Origin of the sequence: Arthrobacter sp. AOP36-C1-22 (genome assembly GCF_052377515.1) — a bacterium.
Lineage (GTDB): Bacteria > Actinomycetota > Actinomycetes > Actinomycetales > Micrococcaceae > Arthrobacter_H.
Window position 1 is genome coordinate 97,086 of sequence record NZ_JBQSWW010000009.1, and the last position, 16,358, is coordinate 113,443.

The 16,358-nt window shown below is 66.9% G+C and carries 13 protein-coding genes; 10 read left to right on the forward strand and 3 right to left on the reverse strand.

What is annotated here, in order from left to right:
* Window positions 1–76 precede the first annotated feature (76 nt).
* The 6 genes from ACT3S6_RS07415 to nrdR all read left to right on the forward strand — a co-directional run bounded on the left by ACT3S6_RS07415 (window position 77) and on the right by nrdR (window position 8,190).
* The gene (locus tag ACT3S6_RS07415; protein WP_444554413.1) at window positions 77–808 is read left to right on the forward strand and encodes a DivIVA domain-containing protein; all 732 of its coding nucleotides are present in this window, start codon (window positions 77–79) and stop codon (window positions 806–808) included.
* Between the two features lie 96 nt (window positions 809–904).
* Window positions 905–1,489: a signal peptidase II gene (gene lspA / locus ACT3S6_RS07420; RefSeq protein ID WP_444554414.1), complete on the forward strand. Its 585-nt coding sequence runs from the start codon at window positions 905–907 to the stop codon at window positions 1,487–1,489.
* Window positions 1,486–2,421, forward strand: a complete 936-nt coding sequence (locus ACT3S6_RS07425) for an RluA family pseudouridine synthase (RefSeq protein WP_444554415.1) — start codon at window positions 1,486–1,488, stop codon at window positions 2,419–2,421. Before lspA ends, ACT3S6_RS07425 begins: the two co-directional genes overlap by 4 nt.
* Window positions 2,422–2,534: 113 nt before the next feature.
* Entirely contained in the window at window positions 2,535–6,098 is a 3,564-nt protein-coding gene (dnaE, locus tag ACT3S6_RS07430; RefSeq protein ID WP_444554416.1) for a DNA polymerase III subunit alpha, read from the forward strand.
* 58 nt (window positions 6,099–6,156) lie between these two features.
* The gene (hisD, locus tag ACT3S6_RS07435) at window positions 6,157–7,524 is read left to right on the forward strand and encodes a histidinol dehydrogenase (RefSeq protein WP_444554417.1); all 1,368 of its coding nucleotides are present in this window, start codon (window positions 6,157–6,159) and stop codon (window positions 7,522–7,524) included.
* Window positions 7,525–7,698: 174 nt separating this feature from the next.
* Window positions 7,699–8,190, forward strand: coding sequence for a transcriptional regulator NrdR (gene nrdR / locus ACT3S6_RS07440; protein WP_444554418.1), 492 nt, complete (start codon window positions 7,699–7,701; stop codon window positions 8,188–8,190).
* A 64-nt stretch (window positions 8,191–8,254) separates the two neighbouring features.
* Here nrdR and ppgK read toward each other — a convergent pair whose 3' ends face one another.
* Together ppgK and map are read right to left on the reverse strand one after the other, a co-directional pair.
* Window positions 8,255–9,061 carry a polyphosphate--glucose phosphotransferase gene (ppgK, locus tag ACT3S6_RS07445; RefSeq protein ID WP_444554419.1) on the reverse strand — a complete coding sequence of 269 codons (807 nt, stop codon included), beginning with the start codon at window positions 9,059–9,061 and terminating at the stop codon, window positions 8,255–8,257.
* 32 nt (window positions 9,062–9,093) lie between these two features.
* Window positions 9,094–9,969 (reverse strand): type I methionyl aminopeptidase, encoded by an 876-nt coding sequence (gene map, locus ACT3S6_RS07450; protein ID WP_444554420.1) that lies wholly within the window; start codon window positions 9,967–9,969, stop codon window positions 9,094–9,096.
* A gap of 97 nt (window positions 9,970–10,066) precedes the next feature.
* Here map and ACT3S6_RS07455 point away from each other — a divergent pair, with 97 nt between their 5' ends.
* The gene (locus ACT3S6_RS07455; RefSeq protein ID WP_444554421.1) at window positions 10,067–10,252 is read left to right on the forward strand and encodes an SPOR domain-containing protein; all 186 of its coding nucleotides are present in this window, start codon (window positions 10,067–10,069) and stop codon (window positions 10,250–10,252) included.
* On the opposite strand, the gene panB is transcribed toward ACT3S6_RS07455, so the two are convergent.
* Window positions 10,253–11,107: a 3-methyl-2-oxobutanoate hydroxymethyltransferase gene (gene panB, locus ACT3S6_RS07460; protein ID WP_444554422.1), complete on the reverse strand. Its 855-nt coding sequence runs from the start codon at window positions 11,105–11,107 to the stop codon at window positions 10,253–10,255.
* A 127-nt stretch (window positions 11,108–11,234) separates the two neighbouring features.
* Here panB and glnA point away from each other — a divergent pair, with 127 nt between their 5' ends.
* From glnA to ACT3S6_RS07475, 3 genes are all read left to right on the forward strand, one after another.
* The gene (gene glnA, locus ACT3S6_RS07465) at window positions 11,235–12,575 is read left to right on the forward strand and encodes a type I glutamate--ammonia ligase (protein ID WP_444554423.1); all 1,341 of its coding nucleotides are present in this window, start codon (window positions 11,235–11,237) and stop codon (window positions 12,573–12,575) included.
* Window positions 12,576–12,584: 9 nt separating this feature from the next.
* Entirely contained in the window at window positions 12,585–15,782 is a 3,198-nt protein-coding gene (locus tag ACT3S6_RS07470; protein WP_444554424.1) for a bifunctional [glutamine synthetase] adenylyltransferase/[glutamine synthetase]-adenylyl-L-tyrosine phosphorylase, read from the forward strand.
* Window positions 15,783–15,883: 101 nt separating this feature from the next.
* Entirely contained in the window at window positions 15,884–16,213 is a 330-nt protein-coding gene (locus ACT3S6_RS07475) for a cupin (protein WP_444554425.1), read from the forward strand.
* Window positions 16,214–16,358: the final 145 nt, after the last annotated feature.

A 16,358-nucleotide genomic window follows, 5' to 3' on the forward strand; every position in this document is an offset into this window, starting at 1 on the left:
GCTTACATAACCGGTGTAATCGCCCTCGGGCCGCAATCAGGCGGCCGGGGAGAGAACTAAGTATCGAGGTGACCAGATGGCGCTCACGCCAGAAGATGTAGTCAACAAGCGTTTCCAGCCAACGAAGTTCCGGGAGGGCTACGATCAGGACGAAGTTGACGACTTCCTGGACGAGATCGTCGTGGAACTGCGTCGACTGACCCAGGAGAACGAGCAGCTGCGCCAGCGCGTCAGCGAGCTCGGTGGCTCCACGGACGTCGAAACCGGCAGCGTTCCGGCCCCCGTCGCCGCGGCCCCCGCCAGCGAGACCGCCGCCGCTCCGGCCGCGGAATCCGCTCCGGTGACCGGCAACGTCGACGAAGCAGCCGAAGAAGCCTCCCCCGAGGTCGAGGACGCCCCTGCCACCGAGCAGACGCCGACCACGCCGGAAGCTCCTGCTGCCGCCGCGGCCCCCACCGCCGATACCGCTGCCGCAGGATCCGGTTCCGCCGAGTCCGCCGCCGGTGTGCTGGCCATGGCCCAGCGCCTGCACGACGAATACGTCGGCGCCGGGGTCGAGCAGCGCGATAAGATCATCGCCGAAGCCCAGCTGCAGGCCACGAAACTGGTATCCGACGCCGAGGACAAGAGCACCAAGACGCTCAACTCGCTGGAGGACCAGAAATCCGTGCTGGAGCGCAAGCTCGACCAGCTGCGTGGCTTCGAGCGCGACTACCGGGCCCGCCTGAAGTCCTACATCGAAGGTCAGCTGCAGGATCTCGAGTCGCAGGGCCCCATCGCGACCCCGGATTCCCAGGACAACGCCTAGCCAATCGTTGCGGGGAGGACGCTTCGGCGTCCCACCCACGACCATGTCTGTCGGCGGCCGGATCACCCGGCCGCCGACATCACGTTAAGGACCCCGATGGATCAGGACCCCGCAGCACGCACCGAGCATGAGGCCCCGGCGCCCCCGCCGAAGGGTGCCAGCGGCCGGTTGATCGCGCTCTCGCTGGGCATCGCCGTCCTCGGGGCCGGCCTGGACCAGCTGACGAAGGCCCTGGTGCAGGCCAGGATGGAACTGGGCGAAACGATCGACGTGATCGGATCGGCCCTGCAATGGCATTACATCCTGAACTCCGGGGCCGCCTTCTCCATCGGTACCTCGGTGACCTGGATCTTCACCATCATCATGGCCGTCGTCGTGGTCTACGTCCTGACGCTGCTGCGCAAGGTGAGCTCGGGATGGTGGGCCGTGGCCCTGGGAGGCTTGCTGGCCGGTGCCAGCGGCAACCTCATCGACCGGCTGTTCCGTGAGCCCTCGTTCGGCATGGGCCACGTCGTGGACTTCATCGCCGTCCCGCACTTTGCGATCTTCAACGTGGCCGACTCCTTCGTGGTGTGTTCCATGATCGGCATCTGCCTGCTGCTCTTCCGGGGCATCGGACTGGACGGCCTGCCGGTGCCCGAGAAGACCACCCGGAAGAGCGGGAAAGCCGACGAATCGTGAGCCCGACCATCTTCGCCGTCGGGCCCGAGGAAGCAGGCCAGCGCGTCGACGCCCTGCTGGCCGCCCGACTGGAGACCACCCGCAGCGTGGCTGCGCGCTGGTGCGCCGGGGGCCATGTGCTGCTCAACGGCAGCCAGGTCGCCAAATCCCGCAAGGTGGCCGACGGCGACGTCGTCAGCGTCGATCCGCCCCCGGAAACAGACCCGTTGGAAGTGAGGGCCGAATACGTGGAAGCCATGAAGATCCTGGCCGAGGACGACGACTACGTGGTCATCGACAAACCCGTCGGGGTGGCCGCCCATCCTTCCCCCGGGTGGGTGGGGCCCACGGTCGTCGGCGCGTTACTCGCCGCCGGCTACCGCATCTCCACCTCCGGGGCCCCCGAACGCCAGGGCATCGTGCACCGGCTGGACGTGGGGACTTCCGGGGCGATGGTCGTGGCCAAGACCGAGCGGGCCTACACGGCACTCAAACGTGCCTTCAAGGAACGCACCCCCTCCAAGACGTACCACGCCCTCGTCCAGGGGCTGCCCGACCCGTTGTCCGGGACCATCGATGCACCCATCGGCCGGCATCCGGGACATGACTGGAGGTTCGCGGTCCTCGAAGGCGGACGCGATTCGGTCACCCACTACGAGGTCCTGGAGGCCTTCGGTCGGGCCAGCCTGGTGAAGGTGCAGCTGGAGACCGGACGCACGCACCAGATCCGGGTGCACTTCTCGGCCCTGCGCCATCCCTGCGCGGGAGACCAGACCTACGGGGCCGACCCGCGGTTGGCGGCCGACCTCGGACTGACCCGGCAGTGGCTGCACGCCTACCAGCTGGGGTTCCCGCATCCGGTCACGGGGGAGTGGGTCGAGGTCGAGAGCAGCTACCCGCAGGACCTCTCCCACGCCCTGGAGATCCTCCGCGACGGGGACCTGGGCTACTGAGCCCCCGCCGCGTCGACCTCCACGGACCCGGGGCCGCCCGGCCCCCGACCGGGACACGCCTGCCGCCGCGCGGGGAAGTTCGGAAGGGTCGCCTCCGGGCCTAGAATGGATCGGTGGCCAGCTCAAACCGGGACGGATTCGTCCACCTTCATACGCATACCGAATACTCGATGCTCGACGGCGCCGCGCGCCTGACCGACCTCTTCGAGGAGACCAAGCGCCTGGGCATGCCGGCCCTGGCCACGACCGACCACGGCTATCTGTTCGGGGCCTTCGACTTCTGGAACAAGGCGACCAGTGCGGGGGTCAAACCCATCATCGGGGTCGAGGCCTACGTCACCCCCGGAACCTCCCGCAAGGACAAGACCCGGGTGCGCTGGGGCGAGGCCCATCAGAAGCGGGACGACGTCTCCGGCGGTGGCGCCTACACCCATATGACGTTGCTCAGCCGCAACAACGAAGGCATGCGCAACCTCTTCAGGGCCTCGTCGATCGGATCGTTGGACTCGGTGTTCGGCAAGTGGCCGCGGCTGGACCGCGAACTGCTCGAGCAGTACAGCTCAGGGCTCATCGCCACCACCGGCTGCCCCTCGAGCGAGATCCAGACCCGCCTGCGGTTGGGCCAGTACGAGGAGGCCAAGCAGGCCGCCGGTGAATACCAGGACCTCTTCGGCAAGGAGAACTACTACTGCGAGCTGATGGACCACGGGCTGGACATCGAGCGCCGGGTCACCAAGGATCTGCTGCGGCTGGCCAAGGAACTGAAGCTGCCGCTGGTGGCGACCAACGACCTGCATTACACGCACGAACGCGATGCCAAGGCCCATGAGGCCCTGTTGGCCCTGCAGTCGGGCTCCACGCTGCTGGAACCGACCTATGACCAGGGGGGATCACGCTTCGCGTTCTCGGGAACCAGTTTCTACCTGAAGTCGCCGCAGGAGATGCGCGCGCTCTTCGCCGAGTTCCCCGAGGCCTGCGACAACACCCTGGAGATCGCCGAACGGTGTGAGGTCTCCTTCAACACCGACGCGAACTACATGCCCAAGTTCCCCTGCCCGCCGGGGGAGGACGAAACCAGCTGGCTGGTCAAGGAAGTCGAATCCGGCATGCGGTACCGCTACCCCCAAGGCGTCCCCGAGGCCTCGCGCCGGCAGGCCGACTACGAGCTGGACATCATCACCAAGATGGGCTTCCCCGGCTACTTCCTCGTCGTGGCGGATTTCATCAACTGGTCCAAGGACAACGGCATCCGGGTCGGCCCCGGACGTGGTTCCGGCGCCGGCTCCATGGTGGCGTACGCCATGCGCATCACCGACCTGGACCCGCTGCAGCACGGGTTGATCTTCGAACGCTTCCTCAACCCGGAGCGTGTGTCCATGCCCGACTTCGACGTCGACTTCGATGATCGTCGCCGCGGCGAGGTCATCAACTACGTGACCGAGAAGTACGGCGACGAGCGCGTGTCGATGATCGTGACCTACGGCTCGATCAAGACCAAGCAGGCCCTGAAGGACTCGGCCCGGGTCATGGGCCACCCCTTCAGCATGGGCGAGACGCTGACCAAGGCCCTGCCGCCGGCCGTCATGGCCAAGGACATCCCGCTGGCCGACATCGAGGACAAATCCGCCCAGCGCTACTCCGAAGCAGCGGATTTCCGCCAGATGCTGGCCGCCGATCCGGAGGCCGCCAAGGTCTTCGAAACGGCGAAGGGCATCGAAGGGCTGAAGCGCCAGTGGGGCGTCCACGCGGCGGGGGTGATCATGTCCTCGGACCCGATCATCGACGTCGTGCCGATCATGCGCCGTTTCCAGGACGGGCAGGTCATCACGCAGTTCGACTACCCCACCTGTGAAACTCTCGGGCTGATCAAGATGGACTTTTTGGGGTTGCGGAACCTGACGATCATTTCCGACGCGATCGAGAACATCAAGATCAACCGCGGGATTGACCTGGACCTCGAACAACTCGAGGTGGACGACCGGGCCGCCTACGAACTGCTGGCCCGCGGGGACACCCTGGGGGTCTTCCAGCTCGACGGCGGACCCATGAGGTCGCTGCTGCGTCTGATGCGCCCCGACAACTTCGAAGACATTTCCGCCGTCATCGCGCTCTATCGTCCGGGCCCGATGGGCGCGAACTCGCACAACAACTATGCGCTGCGCAAGAACGGCCTGCAGGAGATCACCCCGATCCACCCCGAACTCGAGGAACCGTTGCAGGAGATCCTCGACAAGACCTACGGCCTGATCGTGTACCAGGAGCAGGTCATGGCCATCGCGCAGAAGGTCGCCGGGTTCTCGCTGGGCCAGGCGGACATCCTGCGCCGGGCCATGGGCAAGAAGAAGAAGGCCGAACTGGATAAGCAGTACGCCGGCTTCCACCAGGGCATGCTGGACAGCGGGTTCTCCGAGGCCGCCATCAAGGCCCTGTGGGAGATCCTGCTGCCCTTCTCCGACTACGCGTTCAACAAGGCCCATTCGGCGGCCTACGGCCTGGTCTCCTACTGGACCGCCTACCTCAAGGCCCATTATCCGGCCGAATACATGGCGGCCCTGTTGACCAGCGTCGGCGACGACAAGGACAAATCGGCGCTCTACCTCAACGAATGCCGCCATATGGGCATCACCGTGTTGCCCCCCGACGTGAATGAATCACAGCTGAACTTCACCCCGGTGGATACCGACATCCGTTTCGGCATGGGAGCCATCCGCAACGTCGGCTCCAACGTGGTCAACGCGCTGGTGGAGGCACGCCAGGAGAAGGGCGCCTTCGAGACGTTCACCGACTTCCTGCAGAAGGTTCCCGCGGTGGTGTGCAATAAGCGCACCATCGAATCGCTGGTGAAGGCGGGCGCCTATGATTCGATGGGCCACCCACGGCGGGCCCTGGCCATGATCCATGAGGAGGCCGTCGACTCGGTCATCGTGCTCAAACGCAACGAGGCCGCCAACCAGTTCGACCTCTTCAGCGCCCTGGACGATCCGTCCGCCGGCTCCGGGCTGGCCATCGACGTCCCGGATCTGCCCGAATGGGAGAAGAAGGACAAGCTTTCCTTCGAACGCGACATGCTCGGGCTCTACGTGTCGGACCACCCCCTGCAGGGCCTGGGCAACCTGTTGGAACAGCATGCCGACCTCTCCATCACCCAGGTGCTCTCCGAGGACGGGCCGCGCGACGGGCAGATCGTCACGATTTCCGGGATGATCACCTCGCTGCAACGGCGCATTGCCAAGAACAGCGGGAACCCGTACGCCCGGTCGGAAATCGAGGACCTCGGCGGCTCCATGGAGGTCATGTTCTTCGGTCAGGCCTACGGGCCGATCGCCAGCGTGCTGGCCGAGGACCTGATCGTCGTGGTCCGCGGTCGACTGCAACGGCGCGACGACGGGGCGGTGTCCTTGAACGCCCAAGAACTGACCATCCCCGAGATCAGCGAGGACGGGCTGGCCGGGCCGGTGGTCATTTCGATGCCCAGCCACAAGGCCAACGAGGCGGTGGTCACACAGCTCGGTGAGGTCCTGCGCACCCACCAGGGCAACACCGAGGTGCGGGTGAAGCTAGCCGGCACCCGCAGCGTGGAACTGATGCGCCTGGGCATCGACTTCCGGGTCAACCCCAACCCCGCACTGTTCGGGGACCTCAAGGTGTTGTTGGGCCCCACCTGCCTGGACATCTAGCGTCGCCGGTCCGCCGTAGCACTCGGCGGGCCGGGGCCCGAGGCCGTAAACTGGTGCGGTGACGAATTCAACCCAGACCCCCGGATCCCTCCCCGTCCTGCGGACCATCGACCTGCGGGGGACCGCGCTGGACCATGCGGGCCTGAAGGCCGCCCTGCCCCGGCCGGAGAACGACTTCGACTCGGCCTCCGACGCCGTCGCGCAGATCATCGCCGAGGTCCGGACCGGAGGCTACGCGACGTTGGCGGAACTGGCCCGACGCTTCGACCACGTGGAGCAAAGCAGCACCGTGGTCCCCGCCGAGGCCCGTCGCCGTGCCTTGGACGAACTCGATCCTGCCGTCAGGGACGCGCTGGAGGAGTCCATCCGCCGGGCCCGCCTGTTTGCCGCCGCCCAGCGCCCGGCCCCCGCCACGGTGGACTTCGGCCAGGGAGCCACCGTGACCCAGCGCTGGGAACCGGTACGCCGGGTGGGGCTGTACGTCCCCGGCGGGCTGGCCGTCTACCCGAGTTCGGTGGTCATGAATGTCGTCCCGGCACAGGCCGCCGGGGTGGGGTCCATCGCCCTGGCCTCGCCTCCGCAACAGGAATTCGGCGGGCTGCCCCACCCCACGATCCTCGCGGCCGCGGAACTGCTGGGCATCACCGAGATCCATGCCATCGGAGGCGCGCAGGCCATTGCCGCCTTCGCCTACGGGGTCGACGCCGATACCGCGTCCACGCCGACGGAGGGCATCGAGCCCGTCGATGTCATCACCGGGCCGGGAAACGTCTTCGTGGCCACCGCAAAACGTCTGGTCAAGGGGGTCGTGGGAATCGACGCGGAGGCCGGTCCCACCGAAATCGCGATCCTGGCCGACGCCGGCGCCACCGCCCGGTACGTGGCCGCCGACCTGATCAGCCAGGCCGAACATGATCCCAACGCGGCGGCGGTGCTGGTCACCGATTCCACCGAGCTCGTCGTGGCCGTCCGGCAGGAGCTGGACGGGCAGATCGCCGCAACGAAGCACGTCGAACGGGTGCGGACCGCACTGGCGGGTCGCCAATCGGCCGTCATCCTGGTCGACGACCTCGCCGCGGGGCTGCGCGTCTGCAACACCTATGCCGCCGAACACCTGGAGATCCTCACCGCCGATGCCGCCGCGGTGGCCGCACGGGTGACAGCGGCCGGAGCCGTCTTCGTCGGGGAACACAGCCCGGTGAGCCTGGGGGACTACAGCGCCGGCTCCAACCATGTCCTGCCCACCAGCGGAACCGCTGCCTTTGCCTCGGGGCTGAACGTGCTGACGTTCCTGAAGGCCATCCAGGTCATCGACTACCCCTCTGCGGCGCTGCGTGAGGTCGGTAATCATGTCGTGGCGTTGGCCCGGGCCGAGGACCTCCCGGCGCACGGCGACGCGGTCAGCCAGCGCATCGGGGGTGACTAGGGACGACGGCAGCACCGGCCCCGGGTCCCGGGGCGGGGCCTACACAGGGCGTCCTGGTGGCCTTCGACACGTCGAGGGGCTCCGAACATGACATGATGGTGCTGCCGTGACCATGTCCTTGATCACGTAGCCGGGTCCGAAGTCCGGCCCATGACCCCAGGAAAGGTGGAGTGGATGCGTTGCCCATTTTGCAGGAACTCCGACTCCCGGGTCGTTGACAGCCGGCTGACCGAAGACGGTTCGTCCATCCGCCGGCGTCGTCTCTGCAGCTCTTGCGAACGACGGTTCACGACCTTGGAAACGACGAGCCTGAATGTCGTCAAGCGATCCGGCGTCGCCGAACCCTTCGATCGCGCCAAAGTCATCTCCGGGGTGGGCAAGGCGTGCCAGGGCCGGCCGGTCACCGATGACGACCTGGCGCTGCTTGCCCAGGAAGTCGAAGAAAGCGTCAGGGCCTCGGGCGCCGCGGAGATCAACGCCAACGAGGTCGGATTGGCGATCCTGGGCCCGCTACAGAAGCTGGACCAGGTCGCCTACCTGCGGTTCGCCAGCGTCTACCAGGGCTTCGAGTCGCTCGAGGATTTCGAAAGCGCGATCGCCAAGCTGCGCAGTGAAGGCCAGCCGCGCCCCGACGCCGCCCATCAGCGTCCCCTGACCGCCGAATAAGGAACCGCAGGGTCCCGGACCCGACGGCTTCCCGCCGCCGCATCCGGCCCTGCCGGCCGGCAGGCTAGTCGTGGAGGCCGTGGTGGATGGCCGACTGCAGTGCACCACCGACAATGCCGGCATTGTTCTTCAGATGTGCCGGTTCGATCGGGGTGCGGAGCTTGAGCTGGGGCAGGAAGTCCTCCGAACGCTTGGAGATCCCGCCGCCCACCACGAAGAGCCGCGGGGAAAAGAGGAACTCCACGTGGGAGAAGTAGCGCTGAAGCCGCACCGCGTAGTCCTCCCAGGACAAGCCATCGCGTTCGCGGGCCGAGGCGGAGGCCTGGGTTTCGGCGTCGTACCCGTCGATTTCCAGGTGCCCGAGTTCCAGGTTCGGGACCAGGACGCCGTTGTGGACCAGCCCCGATCCGATGCCGGTGCCGAGCGTGATGAGCATGACGGAGCCCTTGACCCCGGCCCCGGCCCCGTACCTGGCTTCGGCCAGTCCCGCGGCGTCGGCGTCGTTCATGACCTGGACGGGGCGTTGGAGCACGTCGGTGAAGAGCGTGTCGACATCCGTGTCGATCCAGGATTTGTCGACGTTGGCTGCCGAGAGCGCCACGCCTTCGTGGATGATCGCCGGGAAGGTGATGCCCACCGGGGCGTCTGTGGCCGGGGCCTTGTCCCGGGTGCCGAGTTCCTCGAGGATCTGCCGGACGACCTCGGCCACGGCCTGCGGGGTGGAGGGGGTCGGGGTATCGATGCGGTACCGCGAGCCGAGCAGCTTGCCCTTCTTCAGGTCGACGATGCCGCCTTTGATCCCTGTGCCGCCGATATCCACGCCGATGGCAGTGGAAACCGTGTTCTTCTTGCTTTTCTCGTCCTTCGACATGGTGCTCCTCAGCGGGGGATGGGAGGGCCGGGTCAGGCCACGGTCAGGATTTCGGCGCCCTGGTCGGTGACCAGGAGGGTGTGCTCGAACTGGGCGGTGCGTTTGCGGTCGCGCGTCACGGCCGTCCAGCCGTCGTCCCACATGTCCCAGTCGACCTTCCCGAGCGTGAGCATCGGTTCGATGGTGAAGACCATCCCGGATTCGATGAGTCGTGAGTAGGCAGGCGCTGCGTCGTAGTGCGGGATGATCAGACCGGTGTGGAAGGCCTCGCCGACGCCGTGGCCGGTGAAATCGCGGACGACGCCGTAGCCGAAGCGCTTCGCGTAGGCGGAAATCGTCCGGCCGATGACATTGATCTCGCGTCCTGGCATGACGGCCTTGATCGCCCGACGCAGGGACTCCTCGGTCCGTTCGACCAGCAGACGGGAATCCTCGTCGACGTCCCCGGCCAGGAAGGTGGCGTTCGTGTCGCCATGGACGCCGTTGATGTAGGCGGTGATGTCGATGTTCACGATGTCCCCGTCCTGCACCACGGTGGTGTCGGGGATGCCGTGGCAGATGACTTCGTTGATCGAGGAGCACAGGGACTTGCTGAAGCCGCGGTAGCCCAACGTGGAGGGGTAGGCCCCGTGGCTGATCAGGTAGTCGTGGCCGACCCGGTCCAGCTCGTCGGTGGTGACGCCGGGGACGACGGCCTGCCCGACCAGTTGCAGGGCCTCCGCCGCGATCTTCGAGGCGTGGCGGATCCGTTCAACGGTCTCGGGGGACTTCACCTCGGAACCCTCGAATTTCGCCGGGGCCGGCTTGCCGACATATTCGGGACGGGTGATCGAGGCCGGAACATGACGCTGCGGCGTCGGGGTTCCGGGGACGAGGTTTCCAAGGGGGGCTGTGGACGTACGTGGCATGTTCTTGATCCTATCGCCATCTTCGCCGCCCGGAGTATGGTGGGCTCCCCAGCTGAGCCCGACCCTGCGTCGGGGAACCGAAAGAAAGAGGTACGGCATGAGCGATGGCAGTGGAACCCCGGGCGGCAACTTCTGGTTCAACGTCAACACCAAGCAGGTCGAATCAGGCCCGCAGTCGGACTGGTCGCAACTCCTGGGCCCGTACGACACCCGCGAGGAGGCCCAGGGCGCGCTGTCCCAGGTGGCCCGGAACAACGAGGCCTGGGACGACGACGAGGACTAGCTAGAAGCCGTGTTCCTCGGCGGGGAAGGTCCCCTCGACGACGTCCCGGTGGTAGGCGGCGGCCGCATCGCCCATGACCTGGCGCAGATCGGCATATTTCTTCACGAAGCGCGGCAGCTTGCCCGGGTTCAGGCCCAGCATGTCCTGCCAGACCAGGACCTGGCCGGTGGTCCCGGCCCCGGCCCCGATGCCGATCGTGGGCACCGACACGGCCGCGTCGACGGTCGCTGCGACGTCGGCGGGGACCATCTCCATCAGGACGCAGAACGCCCCGGCTTCCTGGAGTGCGGTGGCATCGTCGATGAGCTGCTGGGCGGCATCACCGCGCCCCTGGACCTTATAGCCGCCGAGGGCGTGTTCGGCCTGCGGGGTGAACCCGATATGGGCCATGACCGGGATGCCGGCGTCGACCACCGCACGGACGTGTTCGGCCCGGCGGGCGGTGCCCTCCATCTTCACTGCATGGATGCCCGTTTCCTTCATCAGCCGGACCGACGATTCGACGGCGAGCTGCGGGGAGGCCTCGAAGCTGCCGAAGGGTAGATCGCAGACGACCAGGCTGCGCCGGGCCCCGGCGGTCACGGAGCGGGCGAAGACGGTCATCTCGTCCAAGGTGATGGGCAGGGTGGTCGAATAGCCCATGACGTTGTTCGCCGCGGAGTCACCCACGAGCAGCACCTCGATGCCCGACTCGTCGAAGATCGATGCGGCGTACTGGTCGTAGGCGGTCAGCATGGCGAAGCGGCGGCCTTCGGCCTTGGCGCGGGCCAGGTGGCCGATGCGGACCCTGCCGCCGGCCGGGGGCGGGGTAGTGGACTGACCGGAGTCGTAGGGGGAGGGTTGTTCGTGCGACATGTCCATCACGATACGTCACCGGTGGGCCGGGACACTGGGACGTACACGGATTCCGAGTAGTGTTGAGCGCGGTGGAACGGCCCGGAACCACCGCAGCATTCGCCGGATCAGACGAGGAGCGACGCATATGGACCGCCAGCAGGAATTGGTGCTCAGGACCATTGAGGAGCGCGACGTGCGCTTCGTACGCATGTGGTTCACCGACGTGGTCGGATCGCTGAAGTCGGTGGCGTTGGCCCCGGCCGAGGTGGAGGGCGCGTTCGAGGAGGGACTGGGGTTCGACGGTTCTTCCATCGAGGGCCTGTCGCGGATCTACGAATCAGACATGCTCGCCCAGCCGGATCCCTCGACGTTCCAGATCCTGCCCTGGCGCGGGGAGATCGAACCGACCTCACGCATGTTTTGCGACATCCTGACCCCGGAAGGTGAACCATCCCCGGCGGATCCCCGGCATGTGCTCAAACGCCAGTTGGCGGCCGCGGCGGACCAGGGGTTCACCTGCTACACCCACCCCGAGGTGGAGTTCTACCTGCTGAAGTCCGATGACCTGGGCGACAACGGTGAACCGATCCCCGTGGACTACGGCGGCTACTTCGATCACGTGACCGGTGGCGTCGGGCAGGATTTCCGTCGTCGTGCGGTGACCATGCTCGAGGCGGTGGGCATCTCCGTGGAGTTCAGCCACCACGAGACCGGTCCCGGCCAGAACGAGATCGATCTGCGCTATGCCGATGCGTTGCAGACCGCCGATAACATCATGACGTTCCGGACCGTCATCAAGGAGGTGGCGCTGCAGCAGGGGATCTACGCGACGTTCATGCCCAAACCCTTCTCCCGCCACCCCGGTTCCGGGATGCACACCCACTTTTCGCTGTTCGAAGGTGATTCGAACGCGTTCTTCGAAGCAGGGCAGGAATACCAGCTCTCGCAGACGGCCCGGCAGTTCATCGCCGGGATCCTTCACCATGCCCCCGAGTTCACCGCCATCACCAACCAGTTCGTGAACTCCTATAAGCGCCTCTGGGGCGGCGGAGAGGCACCGAGCCACCTGTCCTGGGGCCATAACAACCGCTCGGCCCTGGTCCGGGTGCCGTTGTACAAGCCGAATAAGGGCCAGTCGGCGCGGGTGGAATACCGGGGCATCGACTCCGCCGCCAACCCGTATCTGGCCTATGCCGTCATCCTCGGCGCCGGGCTGAAGGGCATCGAAGAGGGCTACGAACTCGCTCCTGCGACCGACGACGACGTCTGGGGCCTCAGCGCCGCCGAACGCCGGGCGATGGGCCATGCCCCGCTGCCGGGATCGTTGCACGATGCCATCCGCAGCATGGAGGACTCCGAACTGGTCGCGGGCATCCTGGGTGAGCAGGTCTTCGACTCGTTCCTGCGCAATAAGCAGGATGAATGGAACGAGTACCGCCAATACGTCAGCCCCTTCGAGACCTCCCGCTACCTCGGCATCCTCTAGGCGGATTCCGTGAGCCTGACGCGACAGCTGATTTCCGCCGGGTTCGAAGACGTCGAGCGGGCCAAGCGGTTCCTCGGGGACGAGATCCTCGCGGGAGCCGATGAAGCCGCGCTCTTGGCCGGTCTGCGGGCGGCCGCGGATCCGGACCAGGCCCTGTTGCTGGTCCTGCGTCTGGCCGAGCGGGCCCCGGGGATCCTGGACCGGCTCCACGACGTCGACGCCGCGATCCCGGTATTGCGCCTGTTGGGGGCGTCGGAGGCCCTCGGGGATTTCCTGGTCAGGCATCCGGAACAACTCCGAATCTTCGCCCAAGAGGAGGGGCCCGGCGACGAGGCCCCCGACCCCGGGGCCTTCGCCGGGGCATCCGACGATGACACCCGCCCGGAGGCCCCCGGGCTGGATCCCTCCAGCGGGCCGGACGTCTCCGACGGGGACGAGGAATCCGGCACCCCCACGGAGAACTCCGATACCGCCGTCGTTGCCGGGGCGCCCGAGGGGTGGCGTCAGGTGCCGTACCGCACGTTGCGCCAGCGCATGCTGCGCGCGGTGGGAGCCGATCCCGACGACGAGCTGCCGGTGGCCACCCACGAGGGCAAGGACGGCTATGCCCTCCTGCGCGTGGCCTATCGGGCGGGACTGGCCCAACTGGCGTTGCGTGATGTCGGGGCCGAAGACCCTTCGGCCGTCATGCCGGCCGTGGCCGCCGAACTCGCCGACCTGGCAGGGGCCGCCGTCGACGGGGCCCTGGCCATCGCCCGGCTCGAAGCCGCCGAACGGTTCGCCGCCGACGCGGTGGCCGCCGTGCATCTGGCCGTCATCGGGATGGGCAAATGCGGGGCCTGGGAGCTGAACTACATTTCCGATGTGGACGTCATCTACGTCCACGAGGCGGAGGACCTGGACGACGACCGTGCGGCCGAGATCGCCGCGACCCTGGCCATCGGGATCTCCCGGGCCATCAACTCCCCGGGCCCCGAGCCGTCGCTCTGGGAGGTCGATGCGAATCTACGGCCCGAAGGCAAGGACGGTGCCCTGTCCAGGACGTTGTCCTCGCATGTGGCCTACTACGACCGGTGGGCCAAGAGCTGGGAGTTCCAGGCCCTGTTGAAGGCGCGGTGCATCGCCGGAGACATCGAACTGGGGCGTCGCTACGAGGAAGCCGTCGCACCGATGATCTGGAACTGCTCGGAACGCGACGGATTCGTGGAATCGGTCCAGGGGATGCGCAAACGCGTGTTGGAGAACATCTCCCCCGATGAACGTTCCCGTCAGCTCAAGTTGGGCCCGGGGGGATTGCGCGATGTCGAATTCACCGTCCAGCTCCTGCAACTGGTGCACGGCCGGGTCGACGAGACCCTCCGGGTGAGGGATACGACGTCGGCCATCACCGCCTTGAGCGTGGGCGGGTACATCGGGCGCGCCGATGCGGCCGACTTCGACCAGGCCTACCGCTATCTGAGGGTGCTGGAGCACCGGCTCCAGTTGGTCAACATGCGTCGGACCCACCTCATGCCGGTCAAGGAGGAGGCACTGCGTGTCCTGTTCCGGGCCTCCGGGGGGAAAGCGGTCAGCGGTCGCAAACCCGCCGACGAACTGACCCGCCAATGGCAGAACACGAAGCGCTCGGTCCGGCGTCTGCACGAGTCGATCTTCTACCGGCCGCTGTTGGCCTCGGCGTCGAACCTGTCCACCGACGAGGTCAGGCTTTCGCCCACGGCCGCCCAGGCCCGGTTGGCTGCATTGGGGTATCTCGACCCGAAGGGGGCCATGCGCCATATCGAGGCGCTCACCACCGGGGTGCGTCGTCGTGCCGCCTTGCAGCGCCAGCTGCTGCCGGTCCTGCTCGAATGGTTGGCCGAGGGGGTGGACCCCGACGCGGGCCTGCTGGGCTTCCGTCGCTTGAGTGAGGCGTTGGGGGAGTCGCACTGGTACCTGGGCATGCTGCGCGATTCGAAGGCGGCCGCCGAACGGCTCTGCCATGTCTTGTCGGGTTCGCGTTTCATCACCGACCTGCTGGAGGTGTCCCCCGAATCGGCATCCTGGCTGGGGGACGACCGGGAATTGCGGCCACTGAGCTTCGACCAGTTGTGGCAGGAGAACAAATCCAAGCTCAAACGGCATGGCAACCCGGAATCGGCCATGCGCCTGGTGCGTCTGAACCGTCGGCGTGAGCTGTTGCGGATCGCCTTGGCCGATTCGGCGAACCTGCTGAGCATCGACGAGATCGGTTGGGCCCTGTCCGATGTGGACCGGGCAGCGGTCCTGGCCGCTTTGCGGGTGGCCGAAAGCCATGAGTTCGAGACCACCCGGCGGATGACCGACCTGCTGGTGGTGGCCATGGGCCGTCAGGGCGGCCGGGAGATCGGTTACGGGTCCGACGCCGATGTCATCTATGTCCACCGGCCGTTGGAGGGGGCAGATCCGCAGGAGGCGCAGCAGCAGGCACTGCGGGTCTTCGCCCATGTGGGAAAACTGCTCACCCAACCGCTGAAACCTGCGGTGCTCGCCGAACCCAAGCTGGTGGTCGACGCGGGTCTGCGCCCGGAGGGGAAGAACGGTCCACTGGCCCGGTCGCTGGAGTCCTTCCGCGGCTACTACGACCGCTGGGCCCTGGTATGGGAGCGTCAGGCGCTCCTGCGGGCCCGGCCGATGGCTGGTTCCGACAGCCTGGCCGCGGAATTCATGACCCTGGTCGACGGCGTCCGGTACGGCCGGGGCGCCACCCCGGACGAGGTGCGTGAGATTCGCAGGGTCAAGGCCCGGGTGGAAGCCGAACGGCTGCCGCGTGGCGCGGATTCGACCCGACACGTGAAGTTGGGACGTGGCGGCCTGAGCGACGTCGAGTGGCTCGTTCAACTCCTCCAGCTCGAACATGCCAAGGATCATCCCGAACTACGGACCACCTCCACCCGTGAGGCACTGGCCGCGTTGGCCGAGCTGGAGTTGTTGCCCCCGGGCGACGTCGAACTGCTGGATCGGGCGTGGTTGCTGGCCACCCAGATTCGGGGGGCCTCGGTGGCCTGTACCGGTCGTGCCTCGGATGTCCTCCCCCGGTCATGGCGGGACATGGAAGCCGTCGCTCGGTGGTGCGGTTATCCCGCGGGGAATGCCTCGGAACTGGAAAACGACTACCGGCGGGTCACGCGCAGGGCCCGCAGCGTCTTCGAACGCCACTTCTACGGTTTCGAGGAAAACGGCCACGACTGACGTGGCCCCCCCGTCACGCGGGGTGACAATGGAAGGTAGGGGACCATGGTGGAGGCACCAATGCCGCCGGGTCCGGCTCCGGAACAACGAAAGTGGGAATCATGCATGTGAGCAAGGCCGATCTCGACGAACTCGTCGCGCTGCACCTGGAGAAGGCAAAGACCGCCCCGCATGGTCGCAGCGCCACGGCGGTGTTGAAAGACGGGAAGCTACGCCAGACATTGCTGGCGCTGGATGCCGGTTCCGAAATGGCTGACCACAGCAAGCCCGAATCGGCCACCCTGCTGGTCCTGCAGGGGACGGTCACGGTTCGTTGGGCCGAGGGCGAGCAGATCATCAACCACGGTGGGCTGTATGTGATCCCCGACGTCGTCCACAACGTCCTGGCTTCGGAGCCGTCAGCTTTCCTGCTGACCACGATCGCCGGCTAGCACGAGTCCGGCTCCTCGCCCCGGGCCGACGCGTGCCTCGGGTTATGGAGGGTCGGCTGTGGGGTAGGCCGCCGCTTCGGCTTCGGTTCAGTGGGCGCGGCGCGGTGTTTTCCCCGCGCCGACGGCCCACCGTTGGGCTCTCTTT